Origin of the sequence: Pantoea sp. CFSAN033090, from assembly GCF_001264395.1 — a bacterium.
Classification (GTDB): Bacteria; Pseudomonadota; Gammaproteobacteria; order Enterobacterales; family Enterobacteriaceae; genus Pantoea; species Pantoea agglomerans.
On record NZ_LGYX01000017.1, the window covers coordinates 13,311 to 29,997 of the forward strand.

The window sequence follows — 16,687 nt, forward strand, 5'->3', positions numbered from 1 at the left end:
GTCCCGGGCTGCGGGTACAGGGATTTGCCATTGGCTGGAAGATCACGAATTAATGACTGTGGAATCCCCTGCGCGTGAGGCGACCCCCTCAGGCAATGAGAATCTCTTACTTCAGGCTGCGGCGCCACTGCTGAACGCGGTGGTGCAAATTCGTCAGGCAGCTACCCACGATGACCCTGCGGGCCTGCGCCAGTCTCTGATCGATGAAATCCGCCAGTTTGAACAACGCTGTAAACAGGCAGGGCTGCCGTTTGAGATGATTATCGGCGCGCGTTACTGCATCTGCAGCGCGCTCGATGAAGCGGCTGCGCAAACTCCATGGGGCACGCGCGGCGTCTGGTCTGGCAACGGCATGCTGGTGACCTTCCATAATGAAAGCTGGGGCGGCGAAAAATTCTTTCAACTGCTGTCGCGCATTTCACAGAGCCCGCAACAACACCTCTGGCTGCTGGAAGTGGTGCAATACTGTCTGCTGCTGGGCTATGAAGGCCGCTATCGCGGCAGTGAAAATGGTCGCGCCCAGTGCGATGGTATCCGTAAACGCCTGAAAACCCTGATTGACGAAACGCGTGCCCAGCGCCAGACAGCGCAACCGCCACTGGTTGAAGTGCATCCGCTGGTGAGCACCCTCGCCCGCCCGATGGTGCCGCTCTGGGCCTGTGCCATGCTGGTCGCACTGATCGGCTGCCTGATCTATAGCGGCCTGAACTGGCGTCTCGGCAATGCCGCCGAACCGCTGCTGCGTACTATCTATCAGACGCCGCTGCCGCAGATTACCGCGGGCCGTCGTCCCTCTTCCCCGCAGGCGCTGCTCGATCTGCGTCAGCGCCTGAATGATGTGATTGCAGCCGGGCAGCTTGAGGTCAGCGATGGTGCCTTTGGCAGCAAAGTGATCATCCCCGCGGACAAACTGTTCGCCGAACAGGGCACGGTGATCAATCCGGTGGGGCGCGCCCTGCTGGCCCGCGTCTCAACCGCGATGAAAGATGTCAAAGGGACCATTCTGGTGTCGGTGTTTACCGATGATCATCCGGTGGATAACAGCCGCTTTGCCTCCAGCTATGAGTTCTCATTTGCCCGCGCCCGCGCCATCACCCAGTTGTTACAACTGCAACTGGCTGACGGGCATACGGTTCGCTCCGAAGGCCGCGGCGACAGCGACCCCTTGCTGCCCAACGACAGCAGCGAAAACCGGACCCGCAACCGCCGTGTTGAAATCACCCTGTTTGCCGCGCCTGAAACGCTCAGTAATCATCAAGGAGCACAATAATGCGCGCCTCCCTTCGCCTGCTGCTAACGCATCGCCTGCTGTGGAGCTTTATTGGCGTCACGGCGCTGAGCTGTCTGGTCTGGATGCTGGGGCCGTTCTGGTCATGGGGCGAATCGCGCCCACTGGAACCCGTGCTGCCTCGCCAGCTCACCGTGAGCGCCCTCTATTTTCTCTGGATCCTGTTCCAGCTGATCCCGTCGCTCTATCGTGCCTGGTTCAACAGCCGCTTACTGACCCAGCTTCAGCTGTCGGGCAACGACGACCCGGCGGAACGTCAGATGACCGAAGAGCGGCTCAACCAGCGCTTCAGCGAAGCTGCGATGCAGCTGAAACGCACCCAGTTTGGCCGTCGTCACAGCGGGAACCTGCTCTCACGCTTTAACGCTAATTATCTCTATCAGCTGCCCTGGTACCTGGTCATGGGTGCGCCCGGCGCCGGTAAAACCACCGCGCTGTTTAATGCCGGCCTCGATTTCCCGCTGACAGATACGCTGGGCAAAAATGCGGTCCGCGGCGTCGGGGGCACCCGCAACTGTGACTGGTGGTTTACTGACAGCGCGGTGCTGATTGATACCGCCGGTCGTTATGCGTTGCAGGAGAGCCAGCGCGTGCGAGATGCCGCGGAATGGCACAGCTTTATCAACCTGCTGAAACGCTATCGCACCCGCCAGCCGATTAACGGTGTGATCATGACCATCAGCGTCGCCGATCTGCTGAGTGATTCAGCCGAGGCGCGTTTCGCCCAGGCCAGCGCGCTGCGAGAGCGCATGGCAGAACTGCATCAGCAGACCGGTATTCACTTCCCGGTTTATGTGATGGTCACCAAAACCGATCTGCTGAAAGGCTTTATGAGTTACTTCGGCTCGATTGATAAAGCGCGGCGTGACGCTATCTGGGGCTTCACGTTTAACTGGGAGCTGGGCAAGCCGCACAAAGATGACTGGCATCGCCATTTTGGCCAGCAGTTTCAGCGGCTGGAACAGCAGCTCCAGCAACAACTGGCGGAGCAGATGACCCATGAGCGCGACCTGAACGAGCGCGCTGAGTGCTTCCTCTTCCCGCAGGAGTTCGCCTCGCTGCGTCCACTGCTGAACGAATATCTGGATATCGTTTTTTCTGACCATCAGGATGCGGTCGCCTGGAGCCCGCGCGGCCTCTTCTTCACCAGCGGAACCCAGGAAGGCCTGCCGTTTGATCGCGTAATGGGTGAACTGAGCCGCAAACTGCAGTTGCGTCAGGCGGGCGATCACTCGATCGCGGCCTGGGACAGCGTTAATCGCAACAGTCCGATTCCCGGCAACAAAGGCCAGAGCTTCTTTATTCGTGACCTGCTCAGCGATCTGATATTCAAAGAGAGCGGCCTGGCCGGCAGTAATCGCCGCTGGGAGTACCGTAATCAGCTGTTCCACTGGATTGGCTACGGCGTGCTGGCAGGCGCCCTGCTGATCGCCTCCAGCCTGTGGGGCATCAGTTACTATCAGAATCAGCAGTATCTGCAGCAGGTTGCCGCACGGGTACCGCTTATCCGTGAGCAAAGTCAGCAGGTGATTCATCAGCCTGCTGATAATATTTTTGATCTGCTACCCTTTCTGAATAACCTGGTGAAGTTGCCGCTCTCGGCGCGCTTTTCCCTCGATAATCCGCCGCTTACTATGCGGGCGGGCTTATACCGGGGTAATCAGATTAGCGATGCCGCCTGGGTGCTTTATCAAAATGCGCTTAAGTCTTTGTTGCTGCCGCGTGTGGCGCAGCAGATCACGAATATCCTGCGCAACGACCCGGGTGATGATAACGCCTACAGCCGCAATGCGCTGCGCGCCTATCAGATGCTCTATCAACCGCGTAATTATGATGGCGAGTTTTTACGGGCCTGGCTGCTGCAAAATTTACAGCGCTCCCTGCCCGATACGGTAAGCGCCCGCGACCTGCAGCAGCTTGACTGGCACCTGAGCCAGCTGCTGGATCAGCAGATTCAGTCGTCGCCTTATGCACGTGATAATGCACTGATGATGCGCAAGCTTGCAGAGAATCTGAAAATTGCGGACCAGGCGGGCGGCATGCTGGCGGTAGCGCCGCGGCACCCGGCCCCGCAATCAAACTCGCATAGCGAGTAATGGTGAGGTGAACATGGCTGCTTACACGGCCCCCGGCTGGTATGGCAAGCTGCCGTCGACCGGTGACTTTCTGCACCATCGACTGAGCGAGCAACAGATTAGCCCGTGGAATCACTGGTTCCAGCAGGGATTAATGCACTGGCATCAGCAGGCGTATTCCTACAGCGCGGACTTTCTCCACGCGCCGGTGTGGAACTTTGTGCTGCCGGTTACCGCGACCCGACCGCAGATACAGATGGGTTGTCTGCTGCCCTCCTGTGACCGCGTCGGACGCGCCTGGCCGCTGCTGGCCCTGCACAGCTTCACGCTGGCTCAGTGGCATCCTGCTCAGCTGACCATTTCCGGCGACTGGTTTCAGGATCTGGGCGCGACACTGTTACGGGCGGTTCAGACACCGCTGAACGGCGAGCAGTTAGAGCAGCAGATACAGGCTTTGCCACCGCTGCTGGTGCCGGCCAGGAAGCCCTCTGAAATCATGGATGTGATCGGTTTTCAGGATCTGCCCTGCACGCTGAGCTGGCGTGAAGTGGCTGAACGTTTCGACCCTCAGCAGCATATGAGCTACTGGTGGAGTAACCGCAGTGATGGTTTTGCCCACGCGACCCACAAGCACAGCGGCAACCTCACCGCGCAACTGTTTTCGTTACTGTTTAACCCGGCGGCAGGTTCACAGCCGGGACGTAATGGCCTCTATCCTCCGATGTTCGAGTGAGGCCGGAAGCGTTTGCCGTTCAATCTGGGATAACTCATGCAATTTACCATTGTGCAATGCACTACGGATGTTCCGGTCAGAAGCGTCGCGTTTCAACCGCCTGGCGGTACCATTGGCCGCAGTCAGGACAACGATCTGGTGCTGCCAGATGAGACTCGGGCCATTTCGCGTCTGCAGGCGCTGGTTCACCTGTCGCATGACGGAGAGTGCCGTCTGACGAACCAGGGCAGCGTGACCCCGGTGGAGCATAACGGCATTACCCTGGGTCGCGGCATGCAGGTCGTGCTGAAGCATGGCGATGCGCTGCGCATCGGTGACTATGCGCTGGAAGTACGAGACCCCGCCTGCCACGACACGCAGAGCGATCCGCTGGCGCTGTTTGCTGGCGACAGCGCTCAGCCCGCGAATCCGCTGGGCATCCACGAACATCATGAGGTTGAGGACCGGCTGCTGGTCAGTGAGGTCACGCCCTCACGCCACGAGCGCCACAACGATGCGCGACTGGCTATCGACCCCCAGGCCAGCGAGCCGCGTCGGGCGCTGACGGCGCAGCCGGTGGATCAGGATCGGCTGATCGCCGCACTGCTGGAGGGGATGGGGCTGAGCAACGGTCACGCCACGCCGGTGGATGAAGAGCAGATGCGCATTACTGGCCGGATGCTGAGCCTCTTTTCCCAGGGCACTGTCGCGCTGCTCTCTTCGCGATCCATTCTCAAGCGTGGTGTCAAAGCGGACATGACGATGATCCTGAATGAGGCCAACAATCCGTTCAAGATCCTGCCCTCCGGCAAAACCGTGCTGATGCAGATGTACCAGAGCCAGATGCCCGGATTTATGCCGCCGGAACAGGCGGTACGCGATGCCCTGGTCGATTTGCAGGCCCACCAGCTGGGGATGATTGCCGGTATCCGCGCCATTATTGCGGCGATGCTGCAATCCTTTAATCCGCAGCGGCTGGAGGAGCAGGCGCGTGCCGATGGCGTGGTGTCAAAAATGCCCTTTTCCGCCATGAAGAAGGCGGCGCTGTGGGACTACTTCACCCGTAATTATCAGCGTACGGCCGGAGAGATCGAAGATGATTTCCATACGCTGTTTGGCGAGGCCTTTCTCCATGCCTATGACATGGAGGTGAATCAGTACAAGGACTCTCAGACGCGGGTAGATGAACCATGAAAATCGTTTTTGCCAGCCGCTGCCAGCAGGGGCTACGCGATGAGAATCAGGATCGCACCGGCGCAGAGCTGGATGAGCGTAAAGCCTGTTTTGTGGTCTGCGATGGCGTGGCCGGTCTGCCCGGCGGCGAGATGGCGGCACAGCTGGTGCGTGACACCCTGCTGAGCCAGTTACAGGCGCACGCCGACCTGACGCCGGAGATAACCCATCAGGCGATTGAACAGTGCCGCTTAGCGCTGCATGAGGCACAGGGTAAAAATCCGAAATATTCACGCATGAGCACCACGCTGGCGGCCCTGTTTATCGACCGCGAAAAACAGCGCGCATGGTGGGCGCATGCCGGTGACAGCCGGGTTTACCACTTCCGCCGCGGCGTGCTTCATGAGGTCACTCGCGATCATAGTCTGGCCCAGCAGCTGAAAGAAGCGGGCTATGAAAATACCGGCATTAACAGTAATTTACTCTATAATGCGCTCGGCGCTGAACCGCCTCGCTTAGTAAGCTTTTCGCAGGAGATTGCGCTGGAGGATGGCGACGCGTTTCTGGTCTGCACCGATGGCTTCTGGCTGAATCTGGCCAGTCATGAAATGGAACAGGCGCTGCGCATGGTGAATGCCTGCGAAGAGTGGCTGGCTCTGATGGAACAGGCGGTGAGCCGCAACGTTAAGAAAGATAATCTCAGCGCACTGGCGGTCTGGATTGGTGAGCCGGAGGAGGCAACGCTGCTCTATTCACTGGCTGATTCGGCGCGCTTTCTGCCGCCTCGTTTTTGATTCCAAGGATCCTTATGAAACTGTGGTTGCCCGGCATCATCACCCTGCTGATTGCCTTTCACGCCCAGGCTGAAAATTATCGGGTTGTTTACTCCCCCAGCCTGGCGCTGGAGGTCTATATCGATAATGTGGTGAGTAAAGCGCCTGACGACTGGTGCAAAGAGACGCTGCCACTGCGCATCGTCTCCGGCAAAAGTAAGGATTCGGCGGTGCTGACCACCTTTTTACCGCGCGTCGGCACCCTGCTCGCTAATCAGTGCGGATTACTGGACGAGCTGCCCTGGCAGATGACCAGTAAAGAGGGTGGCGTACTGGCCAGCGGCAGCGCCAGTAAGCTGCAGAACTGGCGTCCTATCGTGATGGCAGATGCCACCGCCAGCGCCAGTGAGAGTAATGCTGCACCGCTTGACCTGTCTCGGCCCGCCAACAGCACGCCGCTGCAACATTTTGATCTCCCCAGCGGCTGCCATTTTCGCACCGCCTGGGATGAAAATGCCCAGACCCTGTTTATCCCGGATGTCAGCAAGCAGCAGTGCTCACCGGATGGCTGGGCAGAAGGCAAAAGTGAGCTGATGCTGGCGACCCCAGACCACCCAACGCCGGTGGCAGTCACCTTTTATCAGGGCTATCCCATCGCCAATCTGACGATCCCGGACAGCAAGCTGGAGGTTATCGCCGCGAACAATCAGCGCATGATTGTGACACGCCCGGATGCGAATGATAGCTGGCTGGTGCTGCCCTTTGATGCCAAACAACATGTCTGGCGCTTCAATGGTGCCCTGTTGATAAAGATGGATAAGAATGCTGCGCAGCAGGATGCTGACGCTGTGAAATCGCGAGTTGATACGTTGCGCAGCCACTGGGCGCCCTATTTCATGCCACAGCAAAAAGTGAATGTGTTACTCATCGACACCCTGCACGCGGATCTGGTTGATCCTGCCATTGGTGCCTGGCGTAACATCAATTAATTACCGCGCAGCCTGGCGAGCAGGCCGTGTACAGAGAGTTCACTATGTCGGCAAATGATAATCCGAAAACCGTTCCGAATGCCCTGCCTGACGGATACCGTTTCAATGAGTTTGAGATCAAGGAAGTGATCGGAGGCGGCGGCTTCGGCATCGTCTATCGCGCGTGGGATCACCAGCTTGAACGCACTATTGCAATCAAAGAGTACATGCCGGTGTCGCTGGCAGTCCGTGCCGCCGATTTAACGCTGGAGCTGCGCGGTGAGCGTTTCCAGAAGCTGTTTAATGCCGGGCTCACCAGCTTTATTCAGGAAGCGCGTCTGCTGGCTCGCTTTAATCATCCGGGACTGCTGCACGTGCTGCGCTTCTGGGAGCAGAACGGCACAGCCTATATGGGCACGCTCTACTACAGCGGTATGACGCTGAAAGAGTGGCAGGTAACCAGCCCGGCGTCGATCACTGAAGCCTGGATCCGCCGCCTGCTGCCGCCGCTGTTGGGTGCCATCAGCACCATCCATCAGGCCGGCTATCTGCATCGCGATATCTCGCTCGACAATATTCAGATTCAGGAGAACCAGCTGCCGGTTCTGCTCGATTTTGGCTCGGCGCGTAAGGAGATTGGCAACCTCTCTGACGAAACGGAAATCATGCTTAAACCTGGCTTTGCGCCGATTGAGCAGTACAGCGAAGAGGGTGAAGTTGAACAGGGACCATGGACCGATATTTACGCCCTGGGCGCGGTGCTGCATAACCTGATTACCGGTAATCCACCGCCGGTCAGCGTGGTGCGCTGCATTGAAGATAATTATCAGCCGCTGGTGGAACGCCAGCCCGAAGGCTACTCACTGCCGCTGCTGCATGCCATTGACTGCGCGCTGGCAATGAAGCCAGGCGATCGCCCACAAACGATTGATGCCTTTGCCGCGTTGATTGATCTGCCGGTCAGTGATGTGGAAGCGGTGGTAAACAGCTTCCCGGTGCCGGGCGAGCCGCCTGCTCTGCCGGTCGAGGAGCCGGTTGAGGCTTCTGCGCCGGTGGTAATGGCGATGAATCATGCCGCCGCGTCCGCCGAGCCGGTGACGCCGCGCACGGTGCGTAAACTGTCGCCTGGATTGCTGGGCCTGGCTGCCGTGGCCATTCTGGCCGTGGTTGTCGCCATCTGGCTGGCGAATCGCCACAGTGCCACACCGGAAGTGGTTAACAACAGCTCAGCCATGACGCAGGCGCCCGCATCGATTCCGTCAGCCGCAGCCGTTCCGGCCGCGCTGGCGACCGTCTATCTTAAGCTGGAGAGCGGTGAAAGCGTGGTGCTTAACGGACAGCCGGTTGAGGTAAAACCGGGCAGCAGCGGATTTGCCGCGCTGAATCTGGCGGCGGGACAGTACAAAATTGACGTTAAGAATGGCAGTGAGACGCACACTCAATCCCTGACCATCGATAAGCCCGGCACCTGGCTGATTAATCCGGGTAACTAAGCCCGGTAATCCGCAGCCGGATCGTAAAAGGGCGCGACAGTGTCGCGCCCTTTTACTCTGCTTATGCCCCGGTTCAGGCCTGCTTCAGACAGGCTTGCTGCAGCGTTCGCACCTGATGGGCCAGCCGGCTCAGACTCTCCTCCTCCATGCCGCGCCGGGTCAGCTCCTCTTCCAGAGCAAACAGATATTGCGCATTCGAGCCCAGCGGGCCACTGGCCGCAGCAATTAATGGCGCAATCGCCTCCGGGCAGGAGTCCGATTCATACAGCGGATGACGCGGATCCATAATAAAGGTCAGCGCAGTGACGCTGCGACCATCCTCCAGCTGTAATTCACACCAGGTTGGAAGATAGCAGCCGGTGATCATCTCACGCTTCCACAGCAGCGCCAGCTCTTCATGCAGCCGCTCTTCCGGCAGACGAAACGCCAGACCCGTGGTTCTGCCGCCCTGCTTCAGCGCCAGCATGCGACCGGGATGCGTGGCGGTGCCACGTCCGGCAATCAGCCGCAGGCAGAAAGCACGGTGCCAGCCCTCCAGCGAACCGGACGCCACTTCATCCGCCTCAAAAATCGGGTTCCACATCAGCGAGCCGTAACCAAAGATCCATACCGGGCTGTGATCGGGACGACAGGCCAGCGTGGCTGCCAGCGAGGCCGCGCGCTGCTCGCAACTCCAGAGCAACGCCTCTTCGATATCCCCGAACGACGTTTTACAATCCGCTTTTAATAGAAATTCCCGGGTAAGCAATGCGACCTCCTCAACATCAACGGCGTCCTGCAGAATGGCTCCTGTAACATGATCTCCAAAACGGCGCTGCGTTTCGTTCATCAAATTGACATTAATCTATTTCCGCGCGGGGTTACAAGCGTGATTCCGGTCGCAGGTTAAAAAAAACCAGATAAACCTTATAGCGAAGATGAAAAAAAGGGCCAGATAATCCTGGCCCTTTGGCGTGAACAGGCTAGCGACGGCATTAACGTTTAGGATGCCACTTATCGTCATCACCTTTTTCATACTCTTTCTTCACGGCTGCCCAGGCGACTTTGTGCGCCACCTCTTCCCGCGAATCATCGCCCCGTCGATCCTTAGCTTCTTTATATTCTTCCCACGCGCTGTTAAATGCCTGCTGATAGATATCCTGCGCATGCGCGGGAAGCACGTGTTTTACGTTGTCAGGTAAGTCGGTTCGTTTAGAGTAAGGCATAACGGCTCCTCAGTTTATGGATTCCTGTTAAGCCTGGCGCAACAGAATAAAAATACAAACAGCCACTTATCTCCCCTTCAAATTAAAAACCAGAAACAGGCGACACAAGTTACAATGATAAGCATATTTTCCGGCGTTTGACGGTCAGATAGGTGGGTAAAGAGAAATTGTTGTCGCCTGATTAATATTGCAATATTTGAGATAACTTCAGGTTAATACTGCTTCGACCATTTATTGCATTTAAGTAAAAAGCAGTAAATTTTTCCCGTTCGGACCGGTGAAAAGATAAACTGCGCCCTGCCCTAAAACTGATTATATTTCTAACAGCAGCACTCGCTGTGTCCGGATAATCATTAACCAGAGAGGATGGTGAATGCCTTCACATGAAAAAACACGTCACAAGGAATTCTCGCTGATACTTCCCCTTATCACGCTGGGTATACTCTATTTTTTTGGTGCAACCACATCATTTCCGATTGTAGTCGGTATCAACTTAGTGGCGCTGGTTGCCATTCTGAGCAGCGCCTTTAGCGTTGTACGACATGCCGACGTGCTGGCGCATCGGCTGGGCGAGCCCTATGGCTCTCTGATCCTGAGTCTGTCCGTGGTGATTCTGGAAGTGAGCCTGATCTCGGCGCTGATGGCGACCGGCGATGCCGCCCCCGGGCTGATGCGCGATACGCTCTATTCGATCGTAATGATTGTGACTGGCGGACTGGTTGGCTTTGCGCTGCTGCTGGGCGGTAATAAGTTTGCGACGCAATACGTGAATCTGGCGGGCGTGAAGCAATATCTGATCGCTATCTTTCCCCTGGCGATTCTGGTGCTGGTGTTTCCCAACGCACTGCCGGGCGGTAATTTCTCTGTCACTCAGGCACTGCTGATCGCGGCGATTTCAGCGGCGATGTATGGCGTGTTCCTGCTGATTCAGACTAAAACCCACCAGAGCCTGTTTGTCTATGAGCATGAAGATGAGAGCGATGATGGCGACCCGCATCATGGCAAACCCTCTGCCCACAGCAGCTTCTGGCATACCAGCTGGCTGATCGTGCATCTGATTGCGGTCATTGCCGTGACTAAGATGAATGCTAATACGCTGGAAAGCCTGCTGACGGATCTGAATGCACCGGCACAGTTTACCGGTTTCCTGGTGGCCCTGCTGATCCTCTCACCGGAAGGCCTGGGGGCGATCAGGGCCGTGCTGATGAATCAGGTGCAGCGCGCCATGAACCTCTTCTTTGGTTCAGTGCTGGCGACCATCTCACTCACGGTACCGGCGGTAACCATTATCGCCACCCTGACCGGACAGGAGCTGATATTTGGTCTGGAGCCGCCACAGATGGTGATTATGATGGCGTCGCTGATTCTCTGTCAGCTCTCCTTCTCGACCGGACGCACTAACGTACTGAATGGAGCCGCGCATCTGGCGTTGTTTATCGGTTATCTGATGACCATCATGCTGTAACGTCACCGGATTTCAGGCGAAAAAAAAGAGCGAATCATCGCTCTTTTTTTTGCAGCAAACTTATTTGCTGGTATCGAGTTCCGGGAAGCTTTTCACCAGATCGTCAATCGCTTTCATCTGCACCAGGAATGGCTCCAGCTTATCCAGCGGCAACGCGGATGGGCCGTCACACAGGGCGTGTTCAGGATCCGGGTGCGCTTCGATAAACAGACCGGCAATGCCTACCGCCATACCGGCACGCGCCAGCTCAGCCACCTGAGCACGACGACCACCTGATGCTGCGCCAAACGGATCGCGCGTCTGCAGCGCATGAGTGACATCGAAAATCACCGGGCTGTTTTTGGTGACTTTCTTCATCACGTTAAAGCCGAGCATGTCGACAACCAGATTGTCGTAGCCGAAATTGCTGCCGCGATCGCACAGGATGACCTGCTCGTTGCCACCTTCAGCGAACTTATCAACGATATTGCCCATCTGACCCGGGCTGACGAACTGGGGCTTCTTGACGTTAATGACCGCGCCGGTTTTCGCCATCGCTTCCACCAGGTCAGTCTGACGCGCCAGGAACGCGGGCAGCTGGATCACATCAACCACTTCAGAGACCGGCTGCGCCTGGGACGCTTCATGCACATCAGTGATAATTTTGACGCCGAAAGCCTGCTTCAGCTCCTGGAAAATCTTCATCCCCTCTTCCAGGCCTGGGCCACGATAGGAGTGAATAGAGGAGCGGTTCGCTTTATCAAATGACGCTTTGAATACGTAAGGAATACCAAGCTTACTGGTGACGGTAACGTAGTGTTCGCAGATGCGCATCGCCAGGTCGCGCGACTCCAGAACGTTCATCCCGCCAAACAGCACAAATGGCAGATCGTTTGCAACTTTGATATCGCCAATACTCACGACTTTCTGTGTCATGCCCTTTCCTTTTCAGTGGGTCCGCTTAGTGCAGCGTGACCTGTTTTTGTTCGATTGCGTGAATCTGAACTTTGATCATTTCGCTGACCGGGTCTTCAGGACACTGCTCAACGAAGTAGGTTAAATCATTCAGGGCGATATGTTCGCACTCCAGTTGCGCATAGATCAAACCGCGATCGCGGATTTCGTAGGGATCGTCAGGATCGATACGCAACAGCACCTGACTGACGTTCAGCGCCAGCTCCATCTTCTTCTCTTCCATCAACGCCGCTTTCAGCGTGTCGAGCATCTTGCGCATCACGGTGACGGTTTTGGCTTCGTCGAGATCGTCGTCATACAGACGCGCTGTCGGGCTGATATTGCCTTTGAGCCACACTTCCAGCGTGTGCCGGTCAAGCGTTTCGCCATTAAACGGGTTGATCATCCACTTATCGCCATCAATCCAGTCGGCGCGCAGAATCAGCTGCGTCGGGAAGATCACCGGCATCAGCGGCAGTTCCAGCTCGGCGGCGATGTGCAGCAGGATAACGCCCAGTGACACCGCCGTGCCCCGACGGGTCTTCAGCACATTGTCGATCCAGAGAGCATCAGAAAGATTGTAGACGCCACTGGCACCGCAAAATCCCCACTGGCGATAGAACAGCTCAAGCAGCTTTTCGAGCTGCATGTCAGCATCTTCGGTATGGCTGACATAGTCACGTGCTTCGGCGACTAATGCCGCAAGTTGTGCTTCCACCGACAACGCCGGGAAATCGGCGCGGATGGCAAGCGTGGCACCAATCACCGCTTCACACAGCGGTGTCTGGCTGAAATCTAATTGTTCGGTCGAGGTCATGCTATCCCCATAACGGCATTTTGGTCAGCGCCAGCTTAATGATGGTCACCAGGGCGATTAACGCTACCAGAAAAGCGATCCAGCGGGTGCGATCAGTGCGTGGACGGCGACTCAATGCCACAAATCCTAAGGCGATGTAGATGATAACCGCTAAAAGCTTCTCCGTCAGCCAGCTTCCTTGCGGCGTGAAGGGATAGAAGTGGGTAATCATCACCAGCGAGACGCCGGTCAGCAGTAACAGGGTGTCGTTAGCGTGCGGCAGGATGCGCACCCAGCGTTTCGTCATCATTGCCGATCCACGGCGCAGCCAGTAAAACCGTAACAGGAACAGCGTCACGGTAAGCACCACCGTTAAGATGTGCAGATTTTTAATCAGGGGATAAAAGGCGAACATCATGAATCCTTTTCAAAGCGCTTTTATGAAGGGAACTGACCTAAAGTCACACGCGGGTTGCCGCCGTAATCGTCGACGGTTTCCACGGCGTGATAGCCTTTTTGCCGCATCAGCGTGGCCACCGCCTCGCCCTGCTGCCAGCCATGTTCCAGCAGCAGCCAGCCACCCGGCAACAGCCACGTGGGTGCCTGCTCGATCAGCGTACGCAGATCCGCCAGTCCCGCTTCATCCGCCACCAGCGCGCTGCGCGGTTCAAAACGCACATCGCCCTGCTCCAGATGAACATCGCTGGCATCTATATAGGGTGGGTTGCTGACAATGAGGGTAAAGCGCTGTGGCGTCAGCGCCTGGAACCAGTGACTGAGCAGAAAGGTGGTGTTGGTGAGGCTGAGCTGCTGTGCATTACTGCTCGCCAGTTCAACGGCGGCTTCAATGCGATCCACGCCGGTCACCTGACAATCGGGACGCTCGCTGGCCAGCGCCAGCGCAATCGCTCCGGTGCCGGTGCCCATGTCCAGAATGGTTGCCGGTGTCGCGGGCAGATGTGCCAGCGCCTGTTCAACCAGCAGTTCGGTATCCGGGCGCGGGATCAGCGTGGCGTCATTGACGCGCAATGGCAGCGACCAGAACTCGCGTTCGCCCACCAGATGCGCCACCGGCTCACCGCGGGCGCGACGCGCCAGCAGGCTATCCAGCTGCGTCAGCTGCTCATCGCTGAGCACCGTTTCATCAAAGGCGATTAACCAGCTACGTGATTTGCCGGTCACAAAACCTAACAGGATCTCTGCGTCACGCTTCGGACTGTCACCACCGCACAGCGTGGCGACCGCCTGTTTCAGCCAGTGACGAATATCCATTAATCCTGACCAGCCAGCGCCGCCAGCTGATCGGCCTGGTACTCCTGAACAATCGGCTCAATCAGGCTGTCGAGTTTCCCTTCCATCACTTCATCCAGACGGTAGATGGTCAGGTTGATCCGGTGATCGGTCACGCGGCCCTGCGGGAAGTTGTAGGTGCGGTTACGGTCAGAACGATCGCCGCTGCCCAGCAGGTTGCGTCGGGTACTGGCTTCGGCGGCATGACGGCGGGCCATCTCTGCAGCGTGAATACGCGAGCCCAGCACCGCCAGCGCTTTGGCTTTGTTTTTATGCTGTGAACGTTCGTCCTGACACTCCACCACGATACCGGTTGGCAGGTGGGTAATACGAATAGCGGAGTCGGTGGTGTTAACGTGCTGACCGCCTGCGCCGGATGAGCGGAAAGTATCGATCTTCAGATCGCCCGCATTGATTTCCGGCAGTTCCGCTTCCGGGATTTCCGGCATCACGGCAACGGTACAGGCTGAGGTGTGAATGCGGCCCTGGGATTCGGTCTCCGGGACGCGCTGCACGCGATGGCCGCCTGACTCAAACTTCAGGCGTCCATAGGCACCTTCGCCGGTCACGCGGGCGATCACTTCTTTGTAACCGCCATGCTCGCCTTCGTTGGCGCTGATGATCTCCACGCGCCAGCGACGCGCTTCGGCATAGCGGCTGTACATGCGAAAGAGATCGCCGGCGAAAATCGCCGCTTCATCGCCGCCGGTTCCGGCGCGCACTTCGATAAAACAGGCGCGCTCATCGTCGGGATCTTTCGGCAGCAACAGAACCTGCAACTGCTGCTCCAGCACGTCACTCTTCTCACGCGCTTCCTGCAACTCTTCCTGAGCCATGTCACGCATTTCAGGATCGTCGAGCATCTGCTGCGCGGTTTCGATATCTTCCTGCACCTGCTGCCAGTCGCGGAAGCAACGGGTCACATCGGTCAGCTGAGCATATTCGCGTGACAGCGCACGGAAACGCTCCTGATCGGCGATCACGCCTGCATCGCCCAGCATCGCTTCCACTTCTTCGTGGCGCTCCTGCAGGGCTTCCAGTTTGGCAACTATAGAGGTTTTCATTTAAATGTGGGATTCCCGTAACAGGTGGCGACAGCGGTGTGCCTAATCGAGACCCAGGCTGTCGCGTAAAATCTGCAGGCGTTCATTATCGCCGTCGCGGGCGGCCTGCTGAAGTGATTTGGTTGGAGCGTGTATTAAACGGTTGGTCAGCTTGTGCGCCAGTTCCTGCATGACTTTCTGCGGATCGGCACCCTGCTGCAGCGCCTGCAGCGCACGGCCTTCCAGCTCAGCGCGAATCTCTTCCGCCTGAGAACGATATTCACGGATCGTATTCACCGCGCCCTGTGAGCGCAGCCACGCCATGAATTCGCTGCTTTCCTGAACCACGATGCTTTCGGCCTGAACCGCGGCCGCTTTGCGCTGCGCCAGGTTCTGCTCGATGATCGCCTGCAGGTCATCCACGCTGTAGAGATAGGCGTTAGGCAGGTCACCCACTTCCGGCTCTACGTCGCGCGGAACTGCAATGTCGACCAGCAGCATTGGCTTGTTACGTCGCGCTTTCAGCGCGCGCTCCATCATCCCCTTACCGATAATCGGTAGCGGACTGGAGGTTGACGAGATAATAATGTCGGCTTCTGCCAGACGGGCGTCGATCTCCGCCAGGGTGATCACCTCTGCACCCACTTCCGACGCCAGCGTTTCGGCGCGTTCGCGGGTACGGTTGGCGATGATCAGATTTTTGACCTGATGTTCACGCAGATGACGCGCCACCAGCTCAATGGTCTCACCTGCGCCAACCAGCAAGACATTGACGGAGGAGAGCGATTCGAAGATCTGACGGGCCAGCGTACAGGCGGCAAACGCCACCGACACCGCGTTGGCACCGATATCGGTTTCCGTACGCACGCGTTTTGCAACCGAGAAGGTTTTCTGGAACATGCGTTCCAGTTCACTGCTCAGCGCCTGACCGCGTGAGGAGTCGGCAAAGGCTTTTTTGACCTGACCGAGGATCTGCGGTTCGCCCAGCACCAGTGAGTCGAGTCCGCTGGCAACGCGCATCAGATGGCTGACCGCCTCGTTATCCTGATGCCAGTAGAGGCTGTTTCGCACATCCTCTTCATCCAGCTGATGATAATTGCATAACCAGCTCACCAGACGCGCCTGTAAGTCGGCCTGCTGCTCTACACTCAGGTAGAGTTCAGTCCGGTTACAGGTGGACAACACCACGCCGCTCTGCACCATTGGCTGTGATAACAGGCTGTTTAACGCCTGCTCAAGCGTCTCCGGCCCGAACGAGACGCGTTCGCGCAGAGCAATGGGGGCTGTCTTGTGATTGATTCCGAGAGCGAGCAGCGTCATAGCGGTTTTGGTTGGGATGTCCCAATAATGTCAGGGTTTTGTGAGGCGCATTCTACAAGATGCGGCAGATCAAGAAAAGCCATACAAAGGCTATGACTGTAATAAGATTAACCCGATCGTGCTCAATTTGCTGCATAACAGCATTGACGGTTA

16 protein-coding genes are annotated in these 16,687 nt (G+C 57.3%); 8 read left to right on the top strand and 8 right to left on the bottom strand.

Features of this window, described 5'->3' with window-relative positions; all coding sequences use genetic code 11:
* The first annotated feature begins 52 nt into the window (after positions 1–52).
* From icmH to AFL22_RS15695, 7 genes are read left to right on the top strand one after another with little or no spacing between them, the layout of a single operon-like run.
* Positions 53–1,270 (top strand): type IVB secretion system protein IcmH/DotU, encoded by a 1,218-nt coding sequence (gene icmH, locus AFL22_RS15665; RefSeq protein WP_010669997.1) that lies wholly within the window; start codon positions 53–55, stop codon positions 1,268–1,270.
* Positions 1,270–3,384, top strand: a complete 2,115-nt coding sequence (gene tssM, locus AFL22_RS15670) for a type VI secretion system membrane subunit TssM (protein ID WP_033771588.1) — start codon at positions 1,270–1,272, stop codon at positions 3,382–3,384. Before icmH ends, tssM begins: the two co-directional genes overlap by 1 nt.
* A 13-nt stretch (positions 3,385–3,397) precedes the next feature.
* Positions 3,398–4,096: a type VI secretion system-associated protein TagF gene (tagF, locus tag AFL22_RS15675; RefSeq protein WP_010245828.1), complete on the top strand. Its 699-nt coding sequence runs from the start codon at positions 3,398–3,400 to the stop codon at positions 4,094–4,096.
* 36 nt (positions 4,097–4,132) lie between these two features.
* Positions 4,133–5,269 carry a type VI secretion system-associated FHA domain protein TagH gene (gene tagH / locus AFL22_RS15680; protein ID WP_010245831.1) on the top strand — a complete coding sequence of 379 codons (1,137 nt, stop codon included), beginning with the start codon at positions 4,133–4,135 and terminating at the stop codon, positions 5,267–5,269.
* Positions 5,266–6,042: a PP2C family serine/threonine-protein phosphatase gene (locus tag AFL22_RS15685; protein WP_010669994.1), complete on the top strand. Its 777-nt coding sequence runs from the start codon at positions 5,266–5,268 to the stop codon at positions 6,040–6,042. Before tagH ends, AFL22_RS15685 begins: the two co-directional genes overlap by 4 nt.
* Positions 6,043–6,056: 14 nt before the next feature.
* Entirely contained in the window at positions 6,057–7,010 is a 954-nt protein-coding gene (locus AFL22_RS15690) for a hypothetical protein (protein WP_010245838.1), read from the top strand.
* Positions 7,011–7,054: 44 nt separating this feature from the next.
* Positions 7,055–8,482, top strand: coding sequence for a serine/threonine-protein kinase (locus tag AFL22_RS15695; protein WP_052271723.1), 1,428 nt, complete (start codon positions 7,055–7,057; stop codon positions 8,480–8,482).
* 73 nt (positions 8,483–8,555) lie between these two features.
* On the opposite strand, the gene AFL22_RS15700 is transcribed toward AFL22_RS15695, so the two are convergent.
* Both AFL22_RS15700 and chaB read right to left on the bottom strand, forming a co-directional pair.
* A complete protein-coding gene (locus AFL22_RS15700; RefSeq protein WP_164480396.1) occupies positions 8,556–9,230 on the bottom strand; it encodes a gamma-glutamylcyclotransferase in 675 nt (224 codons plus the stop codon).
* A gap of 226 nt (positions 9,231–9,456) precedes the next feature.
* Entirely contained in the window at positions 9,457–9,687 is a 231-nt protein-coding gene (chaB, locus tag AFL22_RS15705) for a putative cation transport regulator ChaB (RefSeq protein ID WP_010245846.1), read from the bottom strand.
* A 373-nt stretch (positions 9,688–10,060) separates the two neighbouring features.
* Between chaB and chaA the strand changes: the two genes are divergently transcribed.
* On the top strand, positions 10,061–11,152 hold the full coding sequence (gene chaA / locus AFL22_RS15710) for a sodium-potassium/proton antiporter ChaA (RefSeq protein WP_010669990.1): 1,092 nt from the start codon (positions 10,061–10,063) through the stop codon (positions 11,150–11,152).
* A 60-nt stretch (positions 11,153–11,212) separates the two neighbouring features.
* On the opposite strand, the gene kdsA is transcribed toward chaA, so the two are convergent.
* Genes kdsA through hemA form a run of 6 tightly spaced genes read right to left on the bottom strand, consistent with a single transcriptional unit; the run spans position 11,213 to position 16,534 of the window.
* Positions 11,213–12,067 carry a 3-deoxy-8-phosphooctulonate synthase gene (gene kdsA / locus AFL22_RS15715; RefSeq protein WP_010669989.1) on the bottom strand — a complete coding sequence of 285 codons (855 nt, stop codon included), beginning with the start codon at positions 12,065–12,067 and terminating at the stop codon, positions 11,213–11,215.
* Positions 12,068–12,092: 25 nt separating this feature from the next.
* Positions 12,093–12,902, bottom strand: a complete 810-nt coding sequence (gene sirB1, locus AFL22_RS15720; RefSeq protein WP_010669988.1) for an invasion regulator SirB1 — start codon at positions 12,900–12,902, stop codon at positions 12,093–12,095.
* A gap of 1 nt (position 12,903) precedes the next feature.
* A complete protein-coding gene (locus AFL22_RS15725) occupies positions 12,904–13,296 on the bottom strand; it encodes a SirB2 family protein (RefSeq protein ID WP_031594610.1) in 393 nt (130 codons plus the stop codon).
* A gap of 23 nt (positions 13,297–13,319) precedes the next feature.
* A complete protein-coding gene (gene prmC / locus AFL22_RS15730) occupies positions 13,320–14,153 on the bottom strand; it encodes a peptide chain release factor N(5)-glutamine methyltransferase (RefSeq protein ID WP_052271724.1) in 834 nt (277 codons plus the stop codon).
* Positions 14,153–15,235 (bottom strand): peptide chain release factor 1, encoded by a 1,083-nt coding sequence (gene prfA, locus AFL22_RS15735; RefSeq protein ID WP_010245863.1) that lies wholly within the window; start codon positions 15,233–15,235, stop codon positions 14,153–14,155. Before prfA ends, prmC begins: the two co-directional genes overlap by 1 nt.
* Before the next feature lie 42 nt (positions 15,236–15,277).
* A complete protein-coding gene (gene hemA / locus AFL22_RS15740; RefSeq protein ID WP_010669985.1) occupies positions 15,278–16,534 on the bottom strand; it encodes a glutamyl-tRNA reductase in 1,257 nt (418 codons plus the stop codon).
* Between the last annotated feature and the right edge of the window lie 153 nt (positions 16,535–16,687).